17 protein-coding genes and 1 other RNA gene are annotated in these 23,681 nt (G+C 59.6%); 10 read left to right on the plus strand and 8 right to left on the minus strand.

All coding sequences use genetic code 11. The annotated features are described in order from the left end of the window. Positions 1-27 precede the first annotated feature (27 nt). The 6 genes from BGO89_10985 to BGO89_11010 form a co-directional block, all read right to left on the minus strand. Positions 28-795, minus strand: coding sequence for a hypothetical protein (locus BGO89_10985; GenBank protein OJX57366.1), 768 nt, complete (start codon positions 793-795; stop codon positions 28-30). Continuing rightward, positions 795-1,676, minus strand: coding sequence for a lipoyl synthase (locus BGO89_10990; GenBank protein OJX57028.1), 882 nt, complete (start codon positions 1,674-1,676; stop codon positions 795-797). Before BGO89_10990 ends, BGO89_10985 begins: the two co-directional genes overlap by 1 nt. 46 nt (positions 1,677-1,722) lie before the next feature. Then, positions 1,723-2,211, minus strand: coding sequence for a hypothetical protein (locus BGO89_10995; protein ID OJX57029.1), 489 nt, complete (start codon positions 2,209-2,211; stop codon positions 1,723-1,725). A gap of 341 nt (positions 2,212-2,552) precedes the next feature. After that, positions 2,553-2,967, minus strand: an RNA gene (gene rnpB, locus BGO89_11000) — RNase P RNA component class A. Between the two features lie 26 nt (positions 2,968-2,993). Beyond that, positions 2,994-3,731 carry a hypothetical protein gene (locus BGO89_11005; protein ID OJX57030.1) on the minus strand — a complete coding sequence of 246 codons (738 nt, stop codon included), beginning with the start codon at positions 3,729-3,731 and terminating at the stop codon, positions 2,994-2,996. Between the two features lie 6 nt (positions 3,732-3,737). Next, entirely contained in the window at positions 3,738-4,562 is an 825-nt protein-coding gene (locus tag BGO89_11010) for a Nif3-like dinuclear metal center hexameric protein (protein ID OJX57031.1), read from the minus strand. 171 nt (positions 4,563-4,733) lie between these two features. Between BGO89_11010 and BGO89_11015 the strand changes: the two genes are divergently transcribed. Genes BGO89_11015 through BGO89_11025 form a run of 3 tightly spaced genes read left to right on the plus strand, consistent with a single transcriptional unit; the run spans position 4,734 to position 9,852 of the window. Continuing rightward, positions 4,734-5,417 carry a hypothetical protein gene (locus BGO89_11015; GenBank protein OJX57032.1) on the plus strand — a complete coding sequence of 228 codons (684 nt, stop codon included), beginning with the start codon at positions 4,734-4,736 and terminating at the stop codon, positions 5,415-5,417. Next, on the plus strand, positions 5,417-6,109 hold the full coding sequence (locus tag BGO89_11020) for a tRNA (N6-threonylcarbamoyladenosine(37)-N6)-methyltransferase TrmO (protein ID OJX57033.1): 693 nt from the start codon (positions 5,417-5,419) through the stop codon (positions 6,107-6,109). The genes BGO89_11015 and BGO89_11020 overlap by 1 nt, the downstream gene beginning before the upstream one ends. Before the next feature lie 32 nt (positions 6,110-6,141). Continuing rightward, on the plus strand, positions 6,142-9,852 hold the full coding sequence (locus BGO89_11025) for a methionine synthase (protein ID OJX57034.1): 3,711 nt from the start codon (positions 6,142-6,144) through the stop codon (positions 9,850-9,852). A gap of 15 nt (positions 9,853-9,867) precedes the next feature. Here the strand turns inward: BGO89_11025 and BGO89_11030 are convergent, their stop codons facing one another. Then, a complete protein-coding gene (locus tag BGO89_11030; protein OJX57035.1) occupies positions 9,868-12,219 on the minus strand; it encodes a hypothetical protein in 2,352 nt (783 codons plus the stop codon). 91 nt (positions 12,220-12,310) lie between these two features. Between BGO89_11030 and BGO89_11035 the strand changes: the two genes are divergently transcribed. From BGO89_11035 to BGO89_11045, 3 genes are all read left to right on the plus strand, one after another. After that, entirely contained in the window at positions 12,311-12,922 is a 612-nt protein-coding gene (locus BGO89_11035) for a hypothetical protein (GenBank protein ID OJX57036.1), read from the plus strand. Between the two features lie 279 nt (positions 12,923-13,201). Beyond that, entirely contained in the window at positions 13,202-17,887 is a 4,686-nt protein-coding gene (locus BGO89_11040; GenBank protein ID OJX57037.1) for a hypothetical protein, read from the plus strand. A gap of 79 nt (positions 17,888-17,966) precedes the next feature. Beyond that, positions 17,967-18,944, plus strand: coding sequence for a hypothetical protein (locus tag BGO89_11045; GenBank protein OJX57038.1), 978 nt, complete (start codon positions 17,967-17,969; stop codon positions 18,942-18,944). Here BGO89_11045 and BGO89_11050 read toward each other — a convergent pair. Next, positions 18,941-19,843: a hypothetical protein gene (locus BGO89_11050; GenBank protein ID OJX57039.1), complete on the minus strand. Its 903-nt coding sequence runs from the start codon at positions 19,841-19,843 to the stop codon at positions 18,941-18,943. The two genes, BGO89_11045 and BGO89_11050, sit on opposite strands and share 4 nt — an antisense overlap. Before the next feature lie 85 nt (positions 19,844-19,928). Between BGO89_11050 and BGO89_11055 the strand changes: the two genes are divergently transcribed. The 4 genes from BGO89_11055 to BGO89_11070 are packed head-to-tail and all read left to right on the plus strand — an operon-like array spanning position 19,929 to position 23,674. Next, positions 19,929-20,519: a hypothetical protein gene (locus BGO89_11055; protein OJX57040.1), complete on the plus strand. Its 591-nt coding sequence runs from the start codon at positions 19,929-19,931 to the stop codon at positions 20,517-20,519. Further along, positions 20,516-21,874 (plus strand): ATPase, encoded by a 1,359-nt coding sequence (locus tag BGO89_11060; protein OJX57041.1) that lies wholly within the window; start codon positions 20,516-20,518, stop codon positions 21,872-21,874. The genes BGO89_11055 and BGO89_11060 overlap by 4 nt, the downstream gene beginning before the upstream one ends. Before the next feature lie 43 nt (positions 21,875-21,917). Continuing rightward, complete coding sequence (locus BGO89_11065) at positions 21,918-22,913, plus strand: hypothetical protein (GenBank protein ID OJX57042.1); 996 nt, start codon at positions 21,918-21,920, stop codon at positions 22,911-22,913. 20 nt (positions 22,914-22,933) lie between these two features. Beyond that, complete coding sequence (locus BGO89_11070; protein ID OJX57043.1) at positions 22,934-23,674, plus strand: hypothetical protein; 741 nt, start codon at positions 22,934-22,936, stop codon at positions 23,672-23,674. The last annotated feature ends 7 nt before the right edge of the window (positions 23,675-23,681 follow it).

Consider the following 23,681-nt stretch of genomic DNA (forward strand, 5'->3'; position numbering starts at 1 on the left):
GTCCAGGTTCATTGGCCCCCGGGCATGTCAGGGGATCGTTACTTCGAGGCCGTCGTAGGCCAGCCGGACGTTCGCCGGCAGTCGGGTTTCGCAGTCCGCATGCTTGATCTGATGCGAGATATGCGTGAGGTAGGTCTGCCCGGGCTGGAGCTCGTCGATGACGGCCAGGGCCTGCGATACCGTGAAGTGCGTCGGATGAGGTTCGTAACGGAGACCGTCGAGGATGAGGGTGGACAGGCCCGTGAGCATGTCCATCGAGTCTCGGGAGATACTGTTGGTATCGGTACAGTAGGCGAGCGATCCGATGCGATAGCCGTTCACGCGCATGGAGCCGTGCTTCATGGGAACGGGCTGGAGTGTGATGTCGCCGATGGTGAACGGGTCCGTATCGATGATATGGGTATCGACGGACGGGACAGCGGCACCACTCGGGGCGATCAGACCGAAGGCATAGGGGAACGTGTCGTGCAGGACATCGACGGTTTCCCGCATCGCATGGATGCGTATCGGACGGTTGTACCTGAAGTTGTACGGCCTGATGTCGTCGAACCCGCCGATATGGTCGAAGTGGTGATGCGTGAACACGATGCCGTCGATATCCATGATATCGTGCTGCAGCATCTGCTGGCGGAAGTCCAGGGAGGTGTCGATGACGACGGTCGTCGTTTCGCTCCGTATCAGCAACGAGGTACGCAGGCGTTTGTCACGCGGATCGGTGCTCCTGCATGTAGGGCACTCGCATGCGACGGACGGAACACCGGTGGACGTGCCGCTGCCGAGCACGGTCACGCGAATCATAGATGGCGTTCTGCGTGGTAGGAACTGCGTACGAGCGGTCCCGATTCGACATAGTCGAATCCCATCTCCAGGCCTATCTGCTTGTAGCGGGCGAATTCGTCGGGGTGGACGAAGCGGTCCACGGGAAGGTGGTTCTTCGTGGGTTGGAGGTATTGTCCGAGCGTCAGGATATCCGTTCCGACGGCGACGAGATCCTTCATCGTCTGTACCACTTCCTCGGGCGTTTCGCCCAGTCCGAGCATGATGCCCGTCTTGGTGCGCATGCCCTGGCGCTTCGCCTCTTCGAGGAGGGCGAGCGTCCAGTGATACTTCCCTTGCGGGCGTACGCGGCGATAGAGGCGGGGGACCGTTTCCGTGTTGTGGGCCAGGATGTCGGGATGGGCATCCACGACGCGCTGGAGGTTCTCCATGTTGCCCTTGAAGTCCGGAATCAGCACTTCCATCGTGGTATCGGGATTGAGTTTCCGCGATTCGCGGATCGTCGCGGCCCAGAGCTCGGAGCCTCCATCCTTGCGTTCGTCGCGGTTGACGGACGTGATGACGGCATGCTTGAGATTCATGGCCTGGATCGCCTCGGCCACACGCAGCGGTTCACCGTCGTCCATGGGCATCGGGCGGCCCGTCTTCACGGCACAGAAGCCGCAGGACCGGGTGCAGGTGTCGCCACCGATCATGAACGTGGCCGTACCCGCATTCCAGCATTCCGTGATGTTCGGACAACGTGCCTCCTCGCAGACCGTATGCAATGCCTTCGTGCGCATCATCGATTTCACACGGGCATAGTCCTCGCCGCCGGGTGCGCGCACCTTGAGCCATTCGGGGCGGCGGCCGTTCGGAAGTTGCTGTTCGTTCGGTTGGATGACAGGTAGGCTGAGCATTGACGTCGATTCCGGGATGTGCTTGTTGTTCCTTGTCCGTACGGGCTTACTGCATCAGGGCAGGATGGATCTTCTTCGCCATCGGGCGGATGGCCTCGAGATAGGTCGTCGGCGATTTGTAGATGTTCTTCGCCTGGTTGACGGGGTCGGCCATCTTCGTCGCGATGTCGTAGACGTAGACGTTGAGCAGGACGCGGTCTCCCTGCAGGAAGAAGTTGCCCTGGACGACCTTTGCGGCTCCGAGAGTGGAGACGGCCTTCCAGATATCGGATTCGTACTGGGGATTCGTCGGATCGAGATTCAGTTCCGAGATCGCCATCTCCACCGAGTCGGCCGGAATGACCATGAACTTCGTCTGGGCCGGCTCGATCGCGAGCACTGCCTTCGTGAGCGAGTCCGAGAGCTGGGTGGTCCAGGGGTTCCTGCTGATGTGTCCATCCATGTTGCGGAAGGGAAGGATGGCGACGCGTGTCTGGGCCAAGGCACCGACCGTGACGAAGGTCGTGAGCAGAAGGGGAAGAAGACGGCGAATCATAGGGGGAACCTCTTGTTGTCGAGCTCGTCCTTCAACGTTGCCATAACGACGCGGAGACCTTCGACGCATTGGCGTGCCGATGCCCAGTCTTCGCGCTCGGCGTCTGCCATGATGTCCTTTCCGACGGCGGAGAGGTCGCGCAGGCCGAATTGGAGGAACGAACCCTTGATAGTATGCCCGAATCTATAAAGTTCTTCCTTTTCATGGCGAACATCGATATCGGGCCATACGACCGTAAGATCATGAAGCCATTGTGTGACGAATTCGGGAAAGAATTCGCGCAGGACCGGGTCGGATGATATCGACGTCGGAACGCTGTATGGTAGTACAAGACGATCGGGCACGGGAAGACTCCTGTAAGCCGAATTTTGTCTTCCCGCCATAGGCGGGGAGGCAGCCATTTATCTGGGAGCGACGTTGCCGCCGCCCTCGGGCGATCTACCCGAAGCGGGTGGGCGGACCCTGAGAGACGAACAGCCTCTCACACCTGCGTGTCCCGCTTCTGCTTGATCTTGCTCCGCACGGGGTTTGCCAGCCGGCCGGTCACCCGGAACGCTGGTGGGCTCTTACCCCACCGTTTCACCCTTACCGCGGACGAGCCGCGGCGGTTTGTTTTCTGTTGCACTTTCCGTCGGCTCGGTGCGGATCGGGGACCGATCCGCCTCCTTGCCGCCTCGCCGTTAGCGAGCGTGCCGTTCTGTGGAGTTCGGACTTTCCTCCGCAGGACATGCCTGCGGCAGCTGCCCGTCGTCCCCCCGTGACCGATCTGTTCAGTACCGTAATCAGCCTTCGATGCGTTCTTCGACGTTCACGACCATGTTCTCCGGATAGAGAATGCGCCCGCAGTTCTCGCAGGTATAGATCTTGTCGTGATTGTACTTCATTTCCATGATGCGCTGGGAAGGGACGGCCGAGAAACAGCCGGAACAGCTGTTCTTGCGCAGGGGAACCACGGCTTCGCGGTGGAACGTGCGGATACGCTCGTATTCCATCTGCATCGTGCCGTCGACGTTCACCACGAGCTGCTTGCGCTGGTCGATGAGACGGCGGAGTTCGTCGTTGTGTTCGCCGGATACCGATTCGAGCTCACGCTCCTTGTCCGTCAGGAATTCCTTCGCCTCGTCGAGGTCCCGCTGCTGCTGCTCGAGGGTGGATTTCAGATTCTCTTCCTTCACGTTGGCCGTGCGGAGAGCGTCGTCGAGTTCCACGCGTTGCAGCTTGATGGATTCCAGTTCCTTCGTGATGGCATCGAACTCGCGGTTGTTCTTGACCTGGAACTGCTGCTCGGTGAGCCGCGTTTCCTTGTCGATGAGTTCCTGGCCGGTCACATGGGCCGTACCGCGGAGATGCTCGAGATCGCGAAGGGCCTGCATCGTCTGTTCGGCCACGAGCGTACGCTCGCGGACGATGCCTTCGTGTTTCTTGACTTCGAGCGGAAGGTCGCCGAGGTCATCGTGCAGCTCGTCGAGCTGTGCATCGATTTGCGCCAGGCGCGCCAACAGCGTAATCTGGTGTTCCATGAGAATCTACGATAGTGATGAATGGACGTAGGGAGGTGCTGCCGCCGGCGCAGCGTAACGAACGGGATTGGTGACGACGCGGCTCTCCACGAGCTCCGCCGCCATACCGTATTCGAGGCCGAGGGCCTGGATCATCCCGGCAGGAACGAACCGTTCCATTTCGAAGTGTCCAGGGTCGATCAATCCGATGACGCCGTCCGCGGCATGGAAGCCGTGATACTTGACGTCGGCCGTGATGAAGACGTCGGCACCCGACGCGATGGCGTCGTCCATGAAGGAAGCGCCGCTGCCTCCAACCAGGGCGACGGACGTCACGATGTCCGTCGTCGGCGGGATGTAGCGTACCGGCGAACCGCAGACGGCCGTCGTCCGTTCCATGAGCATATCAAAGGTCATGCCATCCGGCGCGGCGGCGAGCAGTCCCATGCCGAAGCCTTCGCCGACCGGCGATGGCTGCAGGGGGCGGAGCGGATGCAGGCCGAGGCGGTTGGCCAGGACGTGATTCGTGCCCCTCGGGAATGCGTCGAACGCCGTATGCACGCACAAAAGTGCGATGTCGTTCTCAATGAGAGAGCATGCCAACCGTCCTACCCTGTCGTTACGATCCAGTCGCAGAAGCGGAGTGTAGATGAGAGGGTGGAAGGCGAGGATGGCGTCGCAGTCGAGAGTGATGGCTTCGGCGAGAACGGCATCGGTCACTTCGAGGCATACCAGCACCTTACGGGCGGTATCGCGACGCGATGAAACGTGCAGACCGATATTGTCGCCGCGCATTGCCGCGTTGGGCTTGAAGAGAGTGTCGACGATGCGTTGGAACTCGCGCAGCTGCATAGGAACTGTAAACTACGGAATCGTCAGCGACTAACAATGTTATCCACAGGTGGATGGGCGGTAGGCCGACCCTGTAACTTTCTTCGGTTCGGACTATTTTACACCCAAGACATGAGACCACAATCCGTCATGACACGACGCCTCCCGATAGTAACGTTCGTCCTGTGCTGTGTGATCGGTTCCTTCACGAGACTGTCCGCACAGATTACCGGTGAGCTTCCCCCTCCACCCGACACGCTGATCGTCTTCACGTCGCCTCGCCCATTGCTCGAGAACGACGGCGAGACGAAGGCCGCCACGACGGCGATGGGACTCGATCTGCTGTTCTCCGGAAGCGGTTGGGGAGTGGGCGGATTCTATCAGCACATCCTGTCGCGCGACCTCACGGCATTCTTCCATCTGGCCATTTCCGGACGCCGCAATACCGACGAATTCGAGAATGCCTGGTTCGGACCGGTCCCCGTCGTTTCCAACAAGGTGAATCGCCTCTTCATGGTGCCGATGACCGTTGGCCTTCAGTACCGCCTGTTCAGCGAATCCCTGCAGGACTCCTTCCGACCGTTCGTGAGCGGAGGCATCGGCCCGACGGTGATTCTGGCGACGCCCTACATCCGTGACGGACTGTATTACGAGTTCTTCAACTCCTTCGGCTATGCCACGACCTACGTCCGCCCCGGAGGCTTCATCGGCTTCGGCTCGTTCTTCGGGTCCATCGGTGCAGGCAGCCTGATCGGCGTCCAGATACGGTACTATACCATACCGTTCGGCGGCAATGGTCTGGAAAGCGTGAAGGGGAGTCCGATCAACGATTTCGGCGGTGTCTTCCTTTCCCTGACCGTCGGCTCGGCATACTGATGCTGACGCTCGAACCGATCGGTATCGTCCATAGTCCCTATGTCTCCAAGTACGATGCCCCACGCCAGCCCGGTGTGGACGACAGACGTCATGAAGCCGTCGTCGAACTGATGGCGGGCAGGAACTTCGAACAGGCCCTTGAGGACATGGCCGGCATCGAGCGGATATGGATCGTGAGCTGGTTCCACCGTGCCACGACGTGGAAACCCAAGGTCCTGCCTCCACGAAGCACGCACAAGCGTGGGCTCTTTGCCACACGGTCGCCGCACAGACCCAATCCCATCGGTCTCTCGGTGGCACGCATCGTGGCCATCGACGGGCTTCGCATCACCATCGCGGAGACGGATCTGCTCGACGGAACTCCGGTGCTCGACATCAAGCCCTATATCCCGTATGCCGACTCTTTTCCCGGCAGTGCTGCGGGATGGGTCGACGATGACGTCCGCTCGGCGGTCTTCGACGTCCATGTCGATCATGATGTCCATGTCATGGCTCCGGCCGATGTCCTCGATCATGCCCGGCGAGTCCTCGCGCTGGACCCCGATCCGCATCCCTACAGACGTACGTCGATGCTGCCCGACGGACGGCGCATGCTCGCCATCCGGCAATGGAGGCTCATCTACGTCGTCGATGGCCACGACGTCCATATCAAGGCCATCGTCATAGGGGATTCCAATGACGAGATGCCGTAACTTAGCGGCTCACAGTCACTGCAGCACATACCATGTCAGACATACGTTCGCTACTCGCACAGCGCATCCTGTTGCTGGATGGTGCCATGGGTACCATGATCCAGCGCCTTCAACTGGAAGAGGATGATTTCCGGGGTTCACGGTTCGCCGATCATCGGCATCCCCTCAAGGGTAACAACGACCTCCTGGTGTTGACGCAACCCGATGCCATACGCTCCATCCACCTGGAGTACTTCGAGGCCGGCTCCGATATCGTAGAAACGAATACCTTCAACAGCAATAGGATCGCCCAGGCGGACTACGGCATGGAGGACCTCGTCGTCGAGATGAATCGCGCCGCCGTGCGACTGGCACGGGAGGCAGCCGACGAGATGATGCGCCGGATGCCGGATCGGCCGCGTTTCGTGGCGGGTGCCGTCGGCCCGACGAACAAGACCCTGTCGCTGTCGCCCGACGTGAACGATCCCGGTTTTCGTGCGGCATCGTTCAGGGAGATGTGCGACGTCTACAAGGAACAGATCGTCGCCCTCGCCGAGGGTGGTGTGGATCTGCTGCTGATCGAAACGATCTACGATACGCTGAACGCCAAAGCCGCCGTGAAGGCATTCGCTGAACTGTGCGATGACATGACGCTCGATGCGGAACTGCGGAAACGTCTGAACGACCTGCCCGTCATGCTCAGCGGTACCATCGTGGACCAGAGTGGGCGGACCCTGTCCGGACAGACGACCTCCGCGTTCTGGGTTTCGCTGGCCCACACCCGTAACCTGCTGAGCATCGGCCTCAATTGCGCACTGGGCTCGGCGATGATGCGGCCTTATATCGAAGAACTGTCCGAGCTGGCTACGACCTTCGTCTCGCTCTATCCCAATGCCGGTCTGCCCAATGCGATGGGCGGTTACGACGAGACTCCGGCCTTCATGGCCCAGCAGGCTCGCGACTATGCCGAAGCGGGCTTCCTCAATATCCTCGGCGGTTGCTGCGGTACGACGCCGGATCATATCCGAGCGATGGCGGAAGCCGTGGCGGACATGGCTCCACGCAGCGTCCGGGAACGTCCGCCCCTCCTCACCCTGTCCGGTCTCGAACCTCTCGTCATACGTCCCGAAACCAACTTCGTGAACGTCGGCGAACGGACGAACGTCACGGGCTCGCGTGCTTTCGCCAAGCTCATCCTGAACAACGACTACGAGAAGGCTCTCGACGTGGCCCGTCAGCAGGTCGAGAACGGGGCTCAGATCATCGACGTGAACATGGACGAAGGGATGCTCGATTCCGAAGCCGCCATGCAGCGGTTCATGCAGCTCATCGCCGCGGAACCGGATATCTCGCGCGTGCCCGTCATGATCGACTCATCGAAGTGGAGCGTCATCGAAGCAGGTCTGGAATGCCTGCAGGGCAAGGGTATCGTGAATTCGCTGTCGATGAAGGACGGAGAAGATGAATTCAAGCGTCGTGCCCGCGTCTGTCGCGACTACGGCGCCGCCGTCATCATCATGGCGTTCGACGAGAATGGCCAGGCCGACACCTTCGAACGCCGTATCGAGATCTGCGAACGTGCCTATCGTATCCTGACGGAGGAAGTCGGCTTCCCGCCGCAGGACATCATCTTCGATCCCAACATCCTCACGGTCGGTACGGGTATCGAGGAACACAACAACTATGCCGTCGACTATCTCCGCGCCACGCATTGGATCAAGGAGCATCTGCCCCTCGCCAAGGTGTCGGGCGGAGTCAGTAACATCTCCTTCTCGTTCCGCGGCAACGAACCGGTACGCCGTGCCATGCATACGGCCTTCCTCTATCATGCCATCCAGGCAGGGATGGACATGGGCATCGTCAATGCCGGCCAGGTCGATGTCTACGACGAGATCTCGAAGGACCTGCTCGAACACGTGGAAGACGTGCTCCTGAACCGCCGCGCGGATGCCACGGAACGGATGCTGGTCTTCGCCGAAACGGTGAAGGTGGCCGACAAGGCTGTGGAGAAGGACGAGGCCTGGCGTTCGGGAACGGTGCAACAGCGCCTGAAACATGCTCTCGTCAAGGGCATCACCGAATTCATCGACGCGGACATCGAAGAAGCCCGCGTCGCCTATGGACGCCCCATCGCCGTGATCGAAGGACCGTTGATGGACGGCATGAACGAGGTAGGTGACCTGTTCGGCGCGGGAAAGATGTTCCTGCCCCAGGTCGTGAAGTCGGCTCGCGTCATGAAGAAAGCCGTGGCCTACCTGACACCGTTCATGGAAGAAGAGAAGCGCCTTGCCGGACAGTCTTCTCAGAAGCCTACGGGAACGGTCGTGCTCGCAACAGTGAAAGGAGACGTTCACGACATCGGAAAGAACATCGTCGGCGTCGTTCTCGGCTGCAACAACTACCGTGTCATCGATCTCGGCGTGATGGTGCCCACCGACAAGATCCTGGAGACCGTCGTATCCGAGAATGCCGATGTGCTCGGCCTCTCGGGACTGATCACACCGTCGCTCGACGAGATGATCCACGTGGCGAAGGAGATGGAACGGAGACACATGGACGTCCCGCTCCTGATCGGAGGTGCCACCACCTCCCGTATGCATACGGCCGTCAAGATCGCACCTTCCTACAGCGGTTCCGTTGTCCATGTCCTCGACGCATCGCGGGCGGTGCCCGTCGCAGGCAACTTCATCAACGACGAACTGCGCGATCCGTTCGCACGCCAGATGAAGGAGGAATATCTTCGGCTGCGCGAGGACTATGCCCGACGTCATGACGACAAGCAGTACCTGACCTATCAGCAGGCGAAGGACAATGCGAAGGCCGTATCGTTCGATACGTACCGTCCGACGGCACCCCGCACGCCAGGCGTCACCGCCTTCGACGACGTTCCGCTCGGGACCTTGAGGAAGTACATCGACTGGACGCCATTCTTCCAGTCATGGGAGCTGCGCGGCAAGTATCCCGATATCTTCGAGGACAGGACCGTCGGCTCCGAAGCCAGGAAGCTCTTCGAGGATGCGAACAGGCTGCTCGATGGAATCGTCCGCGAGCGTTCCATCCGCGCGCGCGCGGTAACCGGACTCTTCCCGGCCTCATCGACGGGAGAAGATATCGTCGTTTATGAAAACGAAGAACGTAACGCAGTGCGTGCGACGCTGCACATGCTGCGCCAGCAGTCCAAGAAAGCGGCAGGCATTCCCAATCAGAGCCTTGCGGACCTCCTGGCCAATACGGATCAGGGTATCGCGGACTGGATGGGAGCCTTCATCGTCACCGCAGGTGACGGTGTGAGCGAGCTTTGCGCGAAGTACGAGAAGGATCATGACGACTACAGTTCGATCATGATCAAGGCTCTCGCCGATCGTCTCGCGGAAGCCTGTGCTGAGTGGCTGCACGAACAGGTGCGCAAGGATCTGTGGGGCTATGCCTCATCCGAAGATCTCACCAACGAGGACCTCGTCCGCGAGTCGTATCAAGGGATCCGTCCCGCACCGGGCTATCCTGCCTGCCCCGATCACACGGAAAAGAAGACGTTGTTCGCCTTGTTCGATGGTGAAGGGGATGCCGGAGTTCGCCTGACCGAGTCGTTCGCGATGATGCCTGCCGCGAGTGTGAGCGGGTGGTATTTCGCTCATCCGGACGCGAAGTACTTCGCCGTCAACAAGGTCCTGAAGGATCAGGTGGAAGACTATGCACGACGCAAGGGCATGGCTCTCGAAGAATGCGAACGCTGGCTCTCGCCGATTCTCGGATACGACGCATGATGTCCTCGAGGGTCATCAGAATTCCACGTTGAGGCCGATGGACGGAAGGATACCGATGCTGCGTTGTTCCTCGACGAGGTTGGTTCGTGGATTCCATCGATATCCGCTCACGTAGCGCATGCCCGTGACGTTCTGCACGTCGATGTACGTGATCAGCTGCCAGCCGTCGAAGAACCAGCGCTTGTCCATACGAACGTCGAGTGCATAGAAAAACGGCAACCTCGGCCCGGCGTTGTAGAATGCGAAGTCGAGAGCGCCGACGGGGAAGCCCGTTTCCGTCGCGCGATCGGACGTCGTGATATAGGGCGTCGTCGGCAGGCCGGTGGAGGCGCGGAGCTTGGAACTGAGTTCCCATACGGGATCGGGCCGCCACCCTGCGGCGATCGTCCCGAAGATCGGCGTGTCGAAGGCGCCGGGACGTTCCGTCCCATCCAGGCCAGCGAATCGGGTCCTGTTGAAGCTGATGCTCGCGAGGCCGAAGACGGGGATGGCGGACAGGCGCTTCTGGATGAAGAGTTCGACGCCGTAGGTCGTTCCCGATGCCGTCGTGGAGATCGGTTCGAGTCCGTACGGAATGTCGTTGTAGATGTCGTCGTAGCCGGAAGGGGAGAGGACGGCTTGAGGGCGATAGATCCGGCCGGGATAGTTGCCGTACCGCTTGTAGTATCCTTCGATCTGGATGTTCAGGTCCTCGCGCGCACGCCATTGATAGGAGAATACCACCTGATCGGCACGAAGCGGCGCGAGAGCGGTATTGCCCGGATCTCCGACGAACCAGATGAATTGTGGCGATTGATAGTATCTGCCGCCACTGACGGCGAGTGTGGACGAAGGTGTGAGGCTGTAACTCGCCGACGCTCGCGGCGCAACGACGACCTTCTCGTCGAGATAGGAATAGACGTCCATACGGCCACCGACGACGAATTTCCATCGATCCGATGGGCTCCATGCCGCCTGGCCATACAACGATGTGCGGAATGCGCTGAAGGATGTGTCTTTCCGCAGCGGTCGCGGACTTCCTGATGCGTCGAGACGTGCATAGCCCGGTATGAGGACATCGTAGGAGAGGTTGCTGGCGTACTTGGATACCGTTCCGGCCGACAGCTCTATCGCAGGAGTCGGGAGGTAGAGGAGGTCGGCGCGCAGGCTCGTCTCACCTTCGTCCGATGCGTTGCTGAACACCACCGTCGCGTTCGTGTCCTGCTGACTGGTGCGGAAGGCGGTGAAGGTTCGTCCCAGTGTCATCGTCAGCAATCCGTTCTCGAAGAGATGCTTCCATGTCAGGCCCGAGAAGTACTGATTCTGCGAAGGCGATGCCACACGGCTGTTGGAATAGCGATTGTCCGTCGACTCGTTGTTGAAGCGTACGCTGCCGAGCGCTCCGATCAGCAGGAAGGACAGCGAGTTCCGGTCGTCCAGCGAATACGATACCTTGCCTGTGAAGTCCCAGTATTCCGGCACGAATCCGAAACCTGCAAGTGTGAAGATCAGATCCAGATAACTCCGTCGTATCGAGAAGAGATAGTTGCCGTCCTTGCCGATCGGGCCTTCGCCGATCACTCCGAAGGATGTGGCGGACAGGTTGATCTCGCCGCCGAATCGCTGATCGTTCCCCTCGCGAAGGGTGATGTTCGTTACGGACGAAAGCCTGTCGCCATACTTCGGTCCGAAGCCTCCTGTCGAAAGCGAGACGTCGCGAACGAAGTCGATGTTGATGATGGAAAGCGGTCCGCCCGAAGACCCTTGGGCGCCGAAGTGATTGATGTTCGGTACTTCGATGTTGTCGACGATGAACAGGTTTTCGAACGGTGCTCCGCCGCGTACGGCAAGATCATTGCGTCCCGCGCGTGTCGTGGCCACACCGGGCAGCAGGGCGATGGCGCGGACCACGTCCTCCTGCACACCCGGTGCACGGCGTACTTCCTCGGATGTCAGGCGGCCCGTACTCGTCATCGTCTGTGGGTCACCGAGGGCACTGGCCGTTACCACTGCCGTGTCCAGCGTGATGTCGGACGGATTCAGTCCGATGGTCACCGTCGACGGTTTGCCCGGGCCGACGGCGATATCGGGACGGATCGACGCTTCGAAGCCGATGGCCGTGATGCGGAGGTTGACGATGCCGGCAGGAACGTTCCGTATCACGAATCTCCCGCCCGATCCTGCGACCGCACCGCGGGTGCTGCCCATCACCTGGATGGTTGCGCCCGATACGGGTGCCTGTGTCGTCGCATTGACGACGGTTCCCGTGATGGTACCGGTCGGCATCGTCGTATCGGCCACGGGTCGGCCATGTGCGGAGGAAACAAGGCAAAGGAGTGCGAACAGGCAGACGACGGCGTGGCAGTGATGGATCACGGTTGCAATCATGTTGATGAACGGCGGACATGCAAAATAATCCAATGTGTATAAGTTCCACTTGGTCATGGTGGCGTAGTCGTGCTATGTTCATCCTCGCAGCATGACTTCTCCTATCGCATACCATCGTGTAGCCGTTCTGGGATCGGGTGCCGGAAGCAATGCCAGGGCATTGATACGGTACTCACAGTCCGATGCTGCCTGTCCATACAGGGTCGTTCTCGTCGTGGGAACCAGACCGGACAGCGGTATCGTGCAGATGGCGCGCGATCTCGGTGTCGAAAGCCACGTGCTGGTGGGGAAGGCGCAGGAAGAATCCGCAGGGGAGTTGCTGGAAGTATTGCGGAAGAATGACGTCGAAGTGCTGGCGTTGGCCGGATTCATGCGTCTGCTGCCGCAGAGTGTGATACAGGGAATGTCGGGACATGTTCTCAATATCCACCCTGCCTTGTTACCCAGATTCGGTGGCAAGGGAATGTATGGAATGCATGTACATCGTGCGGTCATCGAAGCGGTCGAAACCGAGTCGGGATGCACGGTGCATATGGTCGATGGTGAATACGATCGTGGACGTATCCTCGGGCAGCGGCGGGTGCCGATCGTTTCGAGCGATACGCCGGAGACGTTGCAGGACAAGGTGAAGGAGGCGGAACATCGCCTGTATCCCGAAGTTCTCTCCTCGTACGTCCGGCATCTGGGTCAGGCTCGGGATTAGTGGTCAGGGTTCGGGAAGAGGTTCCGGTCCTGACGTAACTTTTTGGCTTGGTTGATGTTGTTGATGGTTGCAAGAGGGCATGAGCGACATCCGGTAGAAAAATTTCCTCTTGACTATGTGTCATGAAATGGTCATTTTACACTTCCGTATCCAACGCCGTTGGGCTGGAATGGGTGTGTTGTTGAGCATGCTGACATTAACATCAGAACATACTGCACGTACTTGTTCACTGTTTTTTTCGAGGTTTTCATGAGAAGCAGACTCCTACTTCTTGCCCTCGTGACCGGGCTGGTAAGCGTGTCGCTTGCCTATGCCGGTGATGGGAAAGATGGTGAGGATGTGTTGCGGAAGAGCGGTGTACGATCGCCGAGGGCGTCGTATCCGCTTCCGTTCAACATCACCGCCGCCAATCCCAGAACCGACCCGGCCATATCGACGGGATATTATTTCGTTGATAGCGATGATGAGGTCCCGGAATATTGGCGTCCGGATCCGTCTCAGTTCATCGACACACTCACGGAGCCCGGCACGTGGCGCCAGATCGTTTCTGGTCCCCGTCAGCAGCCACCGCTATACTGGAATGATCCGCAACGGAACATTTACGGTGGCTATGCCTTCTTCCGTAATCCCGGCAACATGAACGACTCGACGGACGACGCTTTTGCGGGTCCGATCTCGATCGGCTTCCCGTTCTATTTTAATGGAGTTCGTTACGACTCATTCTACGTTTCGACGAACGGTCTGATCGCACTGAGCAACCGTCGTTACTTCTACGAATTCGATGCCCAGGGCTTCCCGGTGCGCCGTCAGGCTCTCGAGATTCGCCCGGGACAGTTCTCGGTCTATGATCCTGCGAGCGACGATACGCGTGGCCGTAGCGCCACGGGTACGGATACGACGGATGCAACGGCCGACAACTGGGGCTATCAATACGTAGCCTGCGGTAACAACCCTGCGAATCCGACGAGCGGTATCCGTACGAAGACGAACCGTATGCTCGATCAGAACAGCATCGACGGTTCGGGCGCATGGGTCGGTGGCACGCGTCCGGCGCTGATCGCCCCGTTCTGGGACGATCTCCAGGTGTCGGTCTACGACTCCGAGCGCAGCATCGTCGACAACTTCGGTCAGGTATGGTACAAGCGTTCACCCGCCAACGACCGCCTGATCATCTACTTCGTCAATCTTACGCCTATCGGTGCCAAGACGGCCGTCGTAGGTGCCGTTACGCAGAACGTCAACTTCCCGGTCAACAACCGTCCGGGCGTCGGCCAGCACTACCGTATGAGCGGTCAGGTCATCCTGAACCGTACGGACAGCACGGTGACGTTCCAGTACGAAAAGTTCCTCGGCAACGCTCCCACGGGTGCTCTGCAACCGCTTCCGGCTTCGGCGTGGATGCGTTGTAACTCGACGGTCGGTGTATCGGGTGGCGCACGCCGTCTGAACGACTATCCGACGAGCGGCCCGACGACGCTGAGCTGGGAACCCCACGTGACGCGTTATACGCAGTCGACGGAATATCTCTATAACGTCGATACGGATCCCAACGGTGGTGTTCGCGCAACGCCGGCAGGGCAGGATGGTGGTCTTCCCCACGACTTCCTCGCGATCCGCTTCAAGCAATGGAAGAACGTCCTGCGCGTAATCAACGTGTCCTATCGCGTACGCCCGCAGAACAACAACGCTCCGCTGGACTTCTCCGTGCCGATTCCTCCGGCGAACGCCAACAACTACGAGTTGCTGGCCGGTGAAACGCGCCTCGGTGCTATCCAGCCTGTCGTCATCGTCCAGAACCTGACGAACAACATCCAGGGTCCCCAGGGCGTCAACTTCACGCCGCAAGGCATCAACTTCCAGGTGCGCTTCCGCATCACGAACGAAGCCACGGGCCAGATCGTCTACAACAGGTCGCAGCCGGTTACGGATGCTCTCCTGCGTGACTCGACGGCTGGTATCCAGCGCGTTCAACGTTCGGACATCAACGGTGTCAACCAGCCCTATCTGAATCCGGGTACGTACGTTACCCCGTACGAGTTCATCAAGGTGACGTTCATGCCTTGGGAACCGAACCCCTTCATCGACTACAACATCGGTCGTCTCGTCGCCACGGTTATCGCCGAGCCCAAGGACACGATGAACCTGCCGCTGGGCGATGAGTGGCCGTACGACGATACGACGGGCGTCCGCCTGTTCGTCATGCGTCGTCTGGCGGAATTCAACGACGATGTCCGCGAATTCCACGTCGTCGGCGGTGCCTACATGCCGTCCGTTCTCAAGTGGGTCAATATCGAAAGCCAGGTCGTCAGCGGCGACGAAGCGACGAACAACCCGCCGCCGCCGCGCGGCGAGTACACGGCCGCCAACTCGCAGTTCGCACGTCTGCGTTCGCCTGTCATCCGCATGAACCGCAAGACCCTGGGTGACGGTGAAATTCCGCCGCCAGGCCAGTATGGCGGTGACGAACTCCGTTCGTTCCCGATCAACCTCGTTCGCCGCAAGAATGCCGTACTCTCGATCTCGTATCAACGTGCCGGCAAGATCACCTTCCCCCGTGGCTTCTCGGATAACAGCCTGGTAGGCCCCGAGCACCGTGTCAACGGTCTCGCCGTCAACACCGCTACGCCGTTCATCCGCAATGCCGACGAACTTTGGGTCGAATTCGCCAAGCCCAGTGATGACGGTGTAACCGGTATCACGAACATCGCGAACTGGGTTCTCGACATGGCCAACTTCGGCACGCAGTACGCACAACCGTTCCGTATCTGGGGTGGTGGTGGTTATATGCGTGGCTATGACCTGGTCAACAAGAACCAGCAGCTCAACCAGTCGGCGACGCCGCCGCTCGGTGGTCTGCGCGAAGATCTGTTCGATGACGGTAAGGACTTCGAGTTCTACAAGGTCACCATTCCGATCCCCGATACCGTTCTTCGTTGGGTCAACGAAGGTGCCCGTAACTTCCGCTTCCGCCTGCGCGTTCGCGCCATGCGTAACTCGTCGGCGCCGAATCCGGCTGATGACGACGACGATTTCTTCGTCGACAACGTCAAGATTCTCTTCCCGAGCGAAGTCACGGACATCGAGCTCGCGAACATCCAGCTGATCTGGCCGTATACGATGGCACCTGCAAGCCAGGCCACGCGTATTCCGATCCGCATCAAGCTGTCCAACAACACGCACATTCCGGCTCCCGCCTTCTCTGTCCAGATCAAGATCAAGCCGGAGAACAACGAGTCGCAATGGATCTATTGCCGTACGATCACCGTACCGACGCTGCCTGGTAACCGTGAAGTGATCCTTCCGTTCCCGGATGCCAACTTCCGTACGACGACGCCTGGCAACTACAAGGTAACGGGCAAGATCTTCTTCCCGGGCGGTGACCTGGATTCGCTCAACGACTCCACGTTCACGATGTTCGAAATCCGTTTCGGACCGTCCTTCGCCTATGAAGCCAACCCGCTCAACCCCGTCAACGACGTTCCGAAGCTCGCCTTCTCGGGTGTGACCGGTAAGGGTCTCGACCACAGAGGTTTCTCGTCCGGTTCGACGGCTGCAACCTGGACGGGTGTCAACAATCCTCAGTACACGCCTGGTCTGTGGGGTCAGTTCTCCGGTGGCGTTTCGGCCGACGAAATGTTCGGTGCCGATGCCGGTAACTCGTCCGGTCAGATCGCCATGCGCTTCACGCTCTATACGCAGGACACGGTACTTGGCTATCAGGCCTTCTGGGCCGAGCTGAACCAGGATATCCTCAACATCTCGTTCACGCTCTATCGTGACCAAGGTGGTGTTCCGGGCGAAACGATCGCCAACTCGACGATGATCAAGCATCGTGGCGAAGACGAACTCGACAATACGCCGGATCCCGTCTTCGGCAAGTACGTCACCTATCTGCTCAACAAGCCCGTCATTCTGCCTCCTGGCGAATACTGGGCATCGGTTGCCCAGATGGGTACGGAAGGCTACGAACTCGGTGCTTCGCAAAGCCGTATGGGTATGGTCACGACGGTCTACTCGGATATTCCGGCCTTCGGTATCGGTAATCGAAGCCTGCTGGTCGACAAGAACTTCCGTGTACGTTCGCGTGGTGGCGCTCTGCTCAACGACAACCGCTTCGCATACGAACTCACCCGCTTCAGCGGTGACTGGGTTCCGTTCACGCCGACGATCGGTAATCCGGGGTATCCGCACCTTGGTGCTTCCGGTCTGAGCCTCGGATATCACACCTTCACGCGTGGTTCGTGGATTCCGCTGCTTCGTCCGTACTTCGGCCCGCGCTCGTTCAACAGCCCGCCGATCTTCGTACCGTGCGTCATCCCCGTCGAACTCACGTTCTTCGATGGCAAGCCCCGTTCCAACGGTGTCGATCTCTTCTGGGAAACGGCTTCGGAAAAGAACAACATGGGCTTCCATGTAGAACGCCGCGCGATGAAGGAAACGACGAACCTCAGCACTGGCGAAACCACGCTGAGCTGCGTCGATAATTCCGATGCTGCAAACGCTCCGTGGACGTCCATCGCCTTCGTGCCTGGTGCCAACAACTCGACGCAGACGATCAACTACAAGCACTTCGACGACAAGGTATCGTCGGGTACGAACTACGAGTATCGTCTCCGCCAGGTTGACCGCGACGGTGCGGAAAGCTTCTCGAACATCATCAACGTCGTCTTCAGCAATGACAATGATGTTGCGCTCGAGGACAACTTCCCGAACCCGTCCAATGGCAAGACGACGTTCCGCTTCCGCGTTCCGTTCCGCTCGAACGTGAAGCTCGAAGTCTACGACATGATGGGTAACCTCGTCAACACGCTGTATGATCAACAAGTGGCCGGTTCCAACGGCTTCTATGCGATCGAATGGAATGGCCGCAACGCTGCTGGCTATGAAGTGACGTCGGGATCGTACATGTACAAGCTGACGGCCGGTGATGTCGTAACGTCCAAGACGATGACCGTCGTTCGCTAAGAACGGCAGACATTTTCAGAGCGAACCCCTTGCCGGCAACGGCAAGGGGTTCGTTTTTTGTTTGTATACTCGATCCCTTATGAAGACATCCGAACATCAGTCGCTGCTCGAGACGGTCAGGACGGCCCTGCAATGGCAGCGCGCGAGTATAGAGCTGCTGGACGCGAGTATCGACGACAGTTTCAATCAGGCCGTCCACGTCCTGCTCTCGTCGGGAAAGGTCCTTACCACCGGTCTCGGGAAGTCGGGCTTCATCGCCCGCAAACTGGCCGCTACCCTGAACAGCATCCGCAAGCCGTCGATATATATCCATCCCGTCGATGCCCTTCACGGCGATAGCGGACTCATCGAGGAAGGAGATGCGCTGGTGACGTTCTCCAAGAGTGGCGAGACCTCCGAAGTGATACGCTTCGCGGCGATGGCAACGGAGATGGGGGCGTCCGTCGTCTCGATCACCGGACGCGCCGACTGCCGGCTGTCCGATCTCGCACGTGTACCGCTCATCGCACCGATCACGCGCGAACTCGATGCGAACGACATCATTCCTACGGCGAGCACGACGAATGCCCTCATTCTGGCGGATCTGCTGGCGATGGGCGTCCTGCACGAAGCGGGGGATGCGATGGAGCGTCTGCGCCATTCCCATCCGCAGGGAATGATCGGTTCTACCTTGCTCCGCACGGTGGAGGAAGTGATGCATTCAGCCAGCGCACTGCCAAGGGTGCCGGCGGGCACGTCGCTCGCCGCCGCATTGGCTGTACTTTCGTCATTCGGTCTGGGTTGCGTCTGTGTCTGCGGTGCCGATGATGCCCTGCTGGGCATTCTCACGGACGGTGACGTCCGGCGTCTTGTCACGAGGGGAGTGACGGTAGACGGTATCGTGGTCGACGATGTGATGACGGTCAATCCTGTGAGCATCGCCTCCGATGCCACACTGCATGATGCGCTCCAGCTCATGGAGCGGCGGGAACGTCAGATAGGGGTCCTGCCGGTCACGGATCGTGGCCGATGCGTCGGCGTGATCCGGGTCCACGACATCGTACGGCTGCAGGTCTAGGGCCGGGCAGGACGCTGGATACGTTGCGGCGGTGCCGTGGTGATCGCCGGACGCTCGGTTGTGGGTTTGGTGGCGGGCTTCGTGGACGTCGAAGGACGCCATGCCGTCGACGAGGAGATGATGTCGGTCTTGGTGATCACGACCGACCGTACGACATCGCCTTTCTTTCCGAAGGGCTTGAGTTGTTCGCCGTTGCGATAGAACTGCAACGCGCCTGCGTTGCCGAGGGAGAGAACGAACTTGTCCTGTGCGCTCCAGCGCAGCTCCATACCCGGCGTAGCCACAATCTGCTGCGTGCGTTTTCCATCCATGGTGATGTTCAACCATGCAGTGTCGCTGACGGTAGCCGTAAGAATCAGGCTATCCGCTTCCACCTCTTCACCGGATGCCGAGGCGGCCGGCGTCGTCGCATCGTTGGCGTCGATCTCCACGACGTTTGTCGTATCGGTATGGGGTGCCGGGGATGGCGTCGTATCCCGCACGAAGAAGTACCATCCCATCACTCCGGCGAACAGGACCAGTGCACCCATGAGCAGCCATCGGATGGCCGAGGGTGGCAACTGGGGGAGGGACGGCCGGGTGCGCTGCTGAGGCTGCGGCTTGGGGCGGTCCGGCTGGGGCTGGCGTTTGTGCGTCGGGAATCTATCGGCCGCGGCGATGCCGTCATCGTGTTCGAAGACCTCGTCGATCAGGGCCTTGAGATCGTCGGCAGGAATGTGCAGGGCCGTCGCATAGGTGCGCACGAACGAGCGCATGTACACTGTCGGAAGAACGTCGTATCTGCCCTCTTCCAGTGCAGCTAGATACGGTTCCCGTATCTTCGTCTCGGTAGATAGTTCGCGAAGCGTCCGCCGCTGGCGCTCGCGTTCCATCCGAAGTCGTTCCGCCAATGGATCCATATTCTGGAGTGAGGATGTATATCACCGCAGCTCTACTGCAAACATGAACATTTATTTCACGTCGGACAATGGTGCCGCCAGATAAATGAGTGACGAAGCCCAAACATTGTTCCATGCCATCTACGTGGCCTTCGCCTTCGCATGCCTGTTCTTCGGGGCCCTGGCCTTCCGGCAGGTCCTGGACAACCTCGAAGTGAAGAGGCTGAAGCTCGGAGAGGACCGCGATGCCTTCATCCATGCTCCGGGCGTGGTGTTCGTGTTCTGCTTCTTCATCCTCGCCGTGCTCGTGGGCATCATCTGCTATACGGTCGCACCGCCCTCCATCTACGTCTATGCTTTCCCGCTCATCCTCGGCGTGCAGAGCGTACAGATGGCCATGCGCCTGGTCTTCCAGCGAACGCAGATCAAGACGAAGGGCATCGTCGTACGGTCCGTTCTCTTCGATAACGTCGAGACGATCCAATACGAGGATATCGTGATCGTTGAACTGCATCATGCGCTGATATGGACGACCGTGACGGTGCGTCTGAGCCGGCCCGAGCCCGTGATGTTTCGTATCTTCCGGTTCTCCGCACCAGGACTGCATCGGCTCGTCAACGGAGCCAGCGGTTGTCCGGTCATCCAGACCGGACGCGGCGATCACAACGACCCTCCACCGGTATCGACGACAGTATGAAACCTTCCATTCGCATCGCTTCAGGCCAGGGATTCTGGGGCGACCTCCAAAGCGCTCCGCTACAACAGGTGAGCCGTGGCCAGATCGATTATCTCATGATGGACTATCTGGCGGAAGTGACGATGTCCATCCTGCAGAAGCAGAAGATGAGGAATCCCGACCTGGGCTATGCGCGTGACCTGATCGACGTCTGCGACGAAATCCTTCCCTACCTCGTGGAACGGAACATCACGCTCATCACCAACGGTGGGGGAGTGAATCCGGAAGCGGCTCGGGACCGGATCTTCGATATCGCCCGCGCCAAGGGCATCAAGGGACTGAAGATCGGCGTCGTGCTGGGCGACAACATCCTGCCTCGTATCGACGAACTGATCGATGGGGGGCACCAGCTCAAGCACATGGAAACGGGCGAGCCGCTGTCGGACGTCCGCGACCGGCTCCTGAGCGCCAACGTCTATACGGGTGCCTGGCCCGTGGTGGAAGCATTGCGCCAGGGCGCACAGATCATCATCACCGGCCGTACGACCGATACGGGGCTGACCCTCGCACCCATGATTCACGAATTCGGCTGGACGGCCGAGCAGTGGGATCTGATGGCCGCGGGTACGGTGGCCGGTCATATCAACGAATGCGGAGCTCAGGCATCGGGCGGTAACTTCCTCGGTGACTGGCGCTCGCTTCCCGATATGGCCGACGTAGGCTTCCCCATCATCGAAGCCTATCCGGATGGCTCGTTCGTCGTCACCAAGCACGAAGGAACGGGTGGCCGTGTCTCACGCGAAACGGTATCCGAACAGCTCCTCTACGAAATCGGCGATCCCGCCGAATACATCACACCGGACTGCGTCGCCGACTTCACCAGCATCCGTCTCGAAGATCTCGGCAACGACCGGGTGAAGGTCCACGGCATCAAGGGGCGTCCGGCCACGCCGTTCTACAAGGTCTCGGCAAGCTATCTGGACGGCTACGTGTCCTTCGGATCCCTGACCTATTCGGCGCCCGATGCCTATGAAAAAGCGCAGGCGGCCGACAGGATCCTGCGTACGCGTCTCGATCGTCTCGGTCTCAGGTTCGATGAGATACGGACGGAGTACGTGGGCATGAATGCCTGTCATGGTGCCATCGCGGCCCCCATCGTTCCTAACGAAGTCATGATGCGTATCGGTGTCCGCTCGCGCGACAAGGCGTCGATCGAACGCTTCGGCAAGGAGATCGCTCCGCTGATCCTTACCGGACCGCCGTCGGTGACCGGGTTCTCGGGTGGCCGACCAAAGCCCAGTGACGTCGTTGCATACTTCCCGGCCCTGCTCGATAAGAACGTGGTGCGTATGCAGGTCCGTGTTGATGAAATCTAGTACCGTACGGAGCCTCGTTCTCCTGTTCTCTTTCGTCCTGCCGTTGCCGCTGCTCTCCCAGAAGGGTGATACAGACGTGAAGGCGGGAGAGGGGATGCGCGGTGAAAGCACGGCAGTGCATGCATCGGACGATACACTCTTCGTACCCAGGTCGGCCTTCATGTATGCCGATAATCCACGGTATACGTTCTTCGGGAATACACCCAGATACGAAACCGACATCCAGGCGCTGCCGACGATCGCGCTCGGCGTGGGCTATGCATCGCTCGCCGTAAGTCTGCACATCATCCAGACCAACGCATGGTGGAGTGGCGACCGCGGTTCGTTCCATATCGTCGAAGACTGGGAAACGGTGAACCAGGTCGACAAGTGCGGCCATATGTACAGTGGCTACATGATGTCGTCGCTCCTGTCCAACATGCTGATGGACTGTGGCTTTTCGCAGGAGCCTGCCGTACTGATCGGCAGCGGAATGGGCCTCGCCTATCAGACCTACGTCGAAGTCGAAGACGGCTTCGCCAAGCACTGGGGCTTCTCGCCGTCCGACGCCTATGCCAACATCGCCGGTGCGGGCTTCCATGTTGCGCAGTACTACGTGCCCTTTCTGCAGAACTTCACGCCGCGCTGGAGCTACGTGCCCGCCGAATGGGTAGGGGATCGTACCATCAACGAACGTCCCCGGACGTTCATCGATGACTACAACAGCGCCACCTTCTGGCTCGCCGTCAACGTCAACAACCTTCTACCGCAATCCGCCGAATCGCTGTGGCCGGACTGGCTCATGCTGAGCGTAGGGTACGGTATCCGCAACTACGGAATCCTGGACGACACCGGGGCTTACCTCCCGCTCAAGTCCCGGTTCATGATCGGACTCGACTACGACTGGGTCAAGATCATTCCTGAATCCAGGATCGGCATCGTCAACTTCCTTCGTCAGTGTCTGAACAACATCCGTCTGCCGGGTCCTACGCTGGAGTTCGGACCCGACGGTACGCAGTTCCGGGTACTGTATCCCTTCAAGATATCCGTGGGTTTCTGATCGTGTCGGCAACCGAGGCCATGTACCGGATCACCATCGTCGTGCCCGTGCTGCAGGAGGAAAAGCTCCTGGAGCGCACGCTGGGCTGTTTCCCGAAGGCGTTGCGTCAGCGATACGGAGCCGAACTGGTCGTGAGCGACGGAGGGAGTACGGACGGTACGCTGGAGATCGCGGACCGTCATGCCGACATCGTCGTACGGCATACGGAGGCACGTCGCCAGACCATCGCCGAGGGGCGGAACAACGGCGCGGCACAGGCGCGAGGGGAGGTCCTGGTCTTCATCAACGGCGATACCTATCCGGCCGACGTCGAGCTTTTCATGAGTACGATCGAACGGTTCGCAATGCGAAGCGGACCGTATGCACGGGCCTCGGCCCTTGCCTGTCCGGTCAACTTCCCGCCCGAAGAGCGGAAGGTCGCGGACAGGCTCTTCCATGGATTCTACAATACCTACGTCCGCGTCCTGAACGGCTTTCGTCTCGGCGTCGGGCGCGGCGAATGCCAGGTCATACGTACCGACGTCTTCCGTGCCGTCAAGGGCTATCGGCAGAATCTCGCGGCGGGGGAGGACTTCGACCTGCTGGCCCGCATCTCGCGTCGGGCGCGTGTACGCTTCGCCCCGGAGCTGCTGGTGATAGAGTCGCCGAGACGGTTCCGCAAATTTGGGTATTTTCGTGTACTGTTCTGGTGGACGGTCAACGCTCTCTCCGTGATGTTCACCGGACGTTCTTCCTCCGATGAATGGGAACCAGTCCGCTAATACCACC

The organism is Candidatus Kapaibacterium thiocyanatum (genome assembly GCA_001899175.1).
GTDB classification, from domain to species: domain Bacteria; phylum Bacteroidota; class Ignavibacteria; order Kapaibacteriales; family Kapaibacteriaceae; genus Kapaibacterium; species Kapaibacterium thiocyanatum.

Coding starts and splice junctions, on each gene's coding strand:
- BGO89_10990 (OJX57028.1), bottom strand. CDS start 1,676: ATGCTCAGCCTACCTGTCATCCAACCGAACGAACAGCAACTTCCGAAC.
- BGO89_10995 (OJX57029.1), bottom strand. CDS start 2,211: ATGATTCGCCGTCTTCTTCCCCTTCTGCTCACGACCTTCGTCACGGTC.
- BGO89_11005 (OJX57030.1), bottom strand. CDS start 3,731: ATGGAACACCAGATTACGCTGTTGGCGCGCCTGGCGCAAATCGATGCA.
- BGO89_11010 (OJX57031.1), bottom strand. CDS start 4,562: ATGCAGCTGCGCGAGTTCCAACGCATCGTCGACACTCTCTTCAAGCCC.
- BGO89_11020 (OJX57033.1), top strand. CDS start 5,417: ATGCTGACGCTCGAACCGATCGGTATCGTCCATAGTCCCTATGTCTCC.
- BGO89_11025 (OJX57034.1), top strand. CDS start 6,142: ATGTCAGACATACGTTCGCTACTCGCACAGCGCATCCTGTTGCTGGAT.
- BGO89_11030 (OJX57035.1), bottom strand. CDS start 12,219: ATGATTGCAACCGTGATCCATCACTGCCACGCCGTCGTCTGCCTGTTC.
- BGO89_11035 (OJX57036.1), top strand. CDS start 12,311: ATGACTTCTCCTATCGCATACCATCGTGTAGCCGTTCTGGGATCGGGT.
- BGO89_11045 (OJX57038.1), top strand. CDS start 17,967: ATGAAGACATCCGAACATCAGTCGCTGCTCGAGACGGTCAGGACGGCC.
- BGO89_11050 (OJX57039.1), bottom strand. CDS start 19,843: ATGGATCCATTGGCGGAACGACTTCGGATGGAACGCGAGCGCCAGCGG.
- BGO89_11055 (OJX57040.1), top strand. CDS start 19,929: ATGAGTGACGAAGCCCAAACATTGTTCCATGCCATCTACGTGGCCTTC.
- BGO89_11060 (OJX57041.1), top strand. CDS start 20,516: ATGAAACCTTCCATTCGCATCGCTTCAGGCCAGGGATTCTGGGGCGAC.
- BGO89_11070 (OJX57043.1), top strand. CDS start 22,934: ATGTACCGGATCACCATCGTCGTGCCCGTGCTGCAGGAGGAAAAGCTC.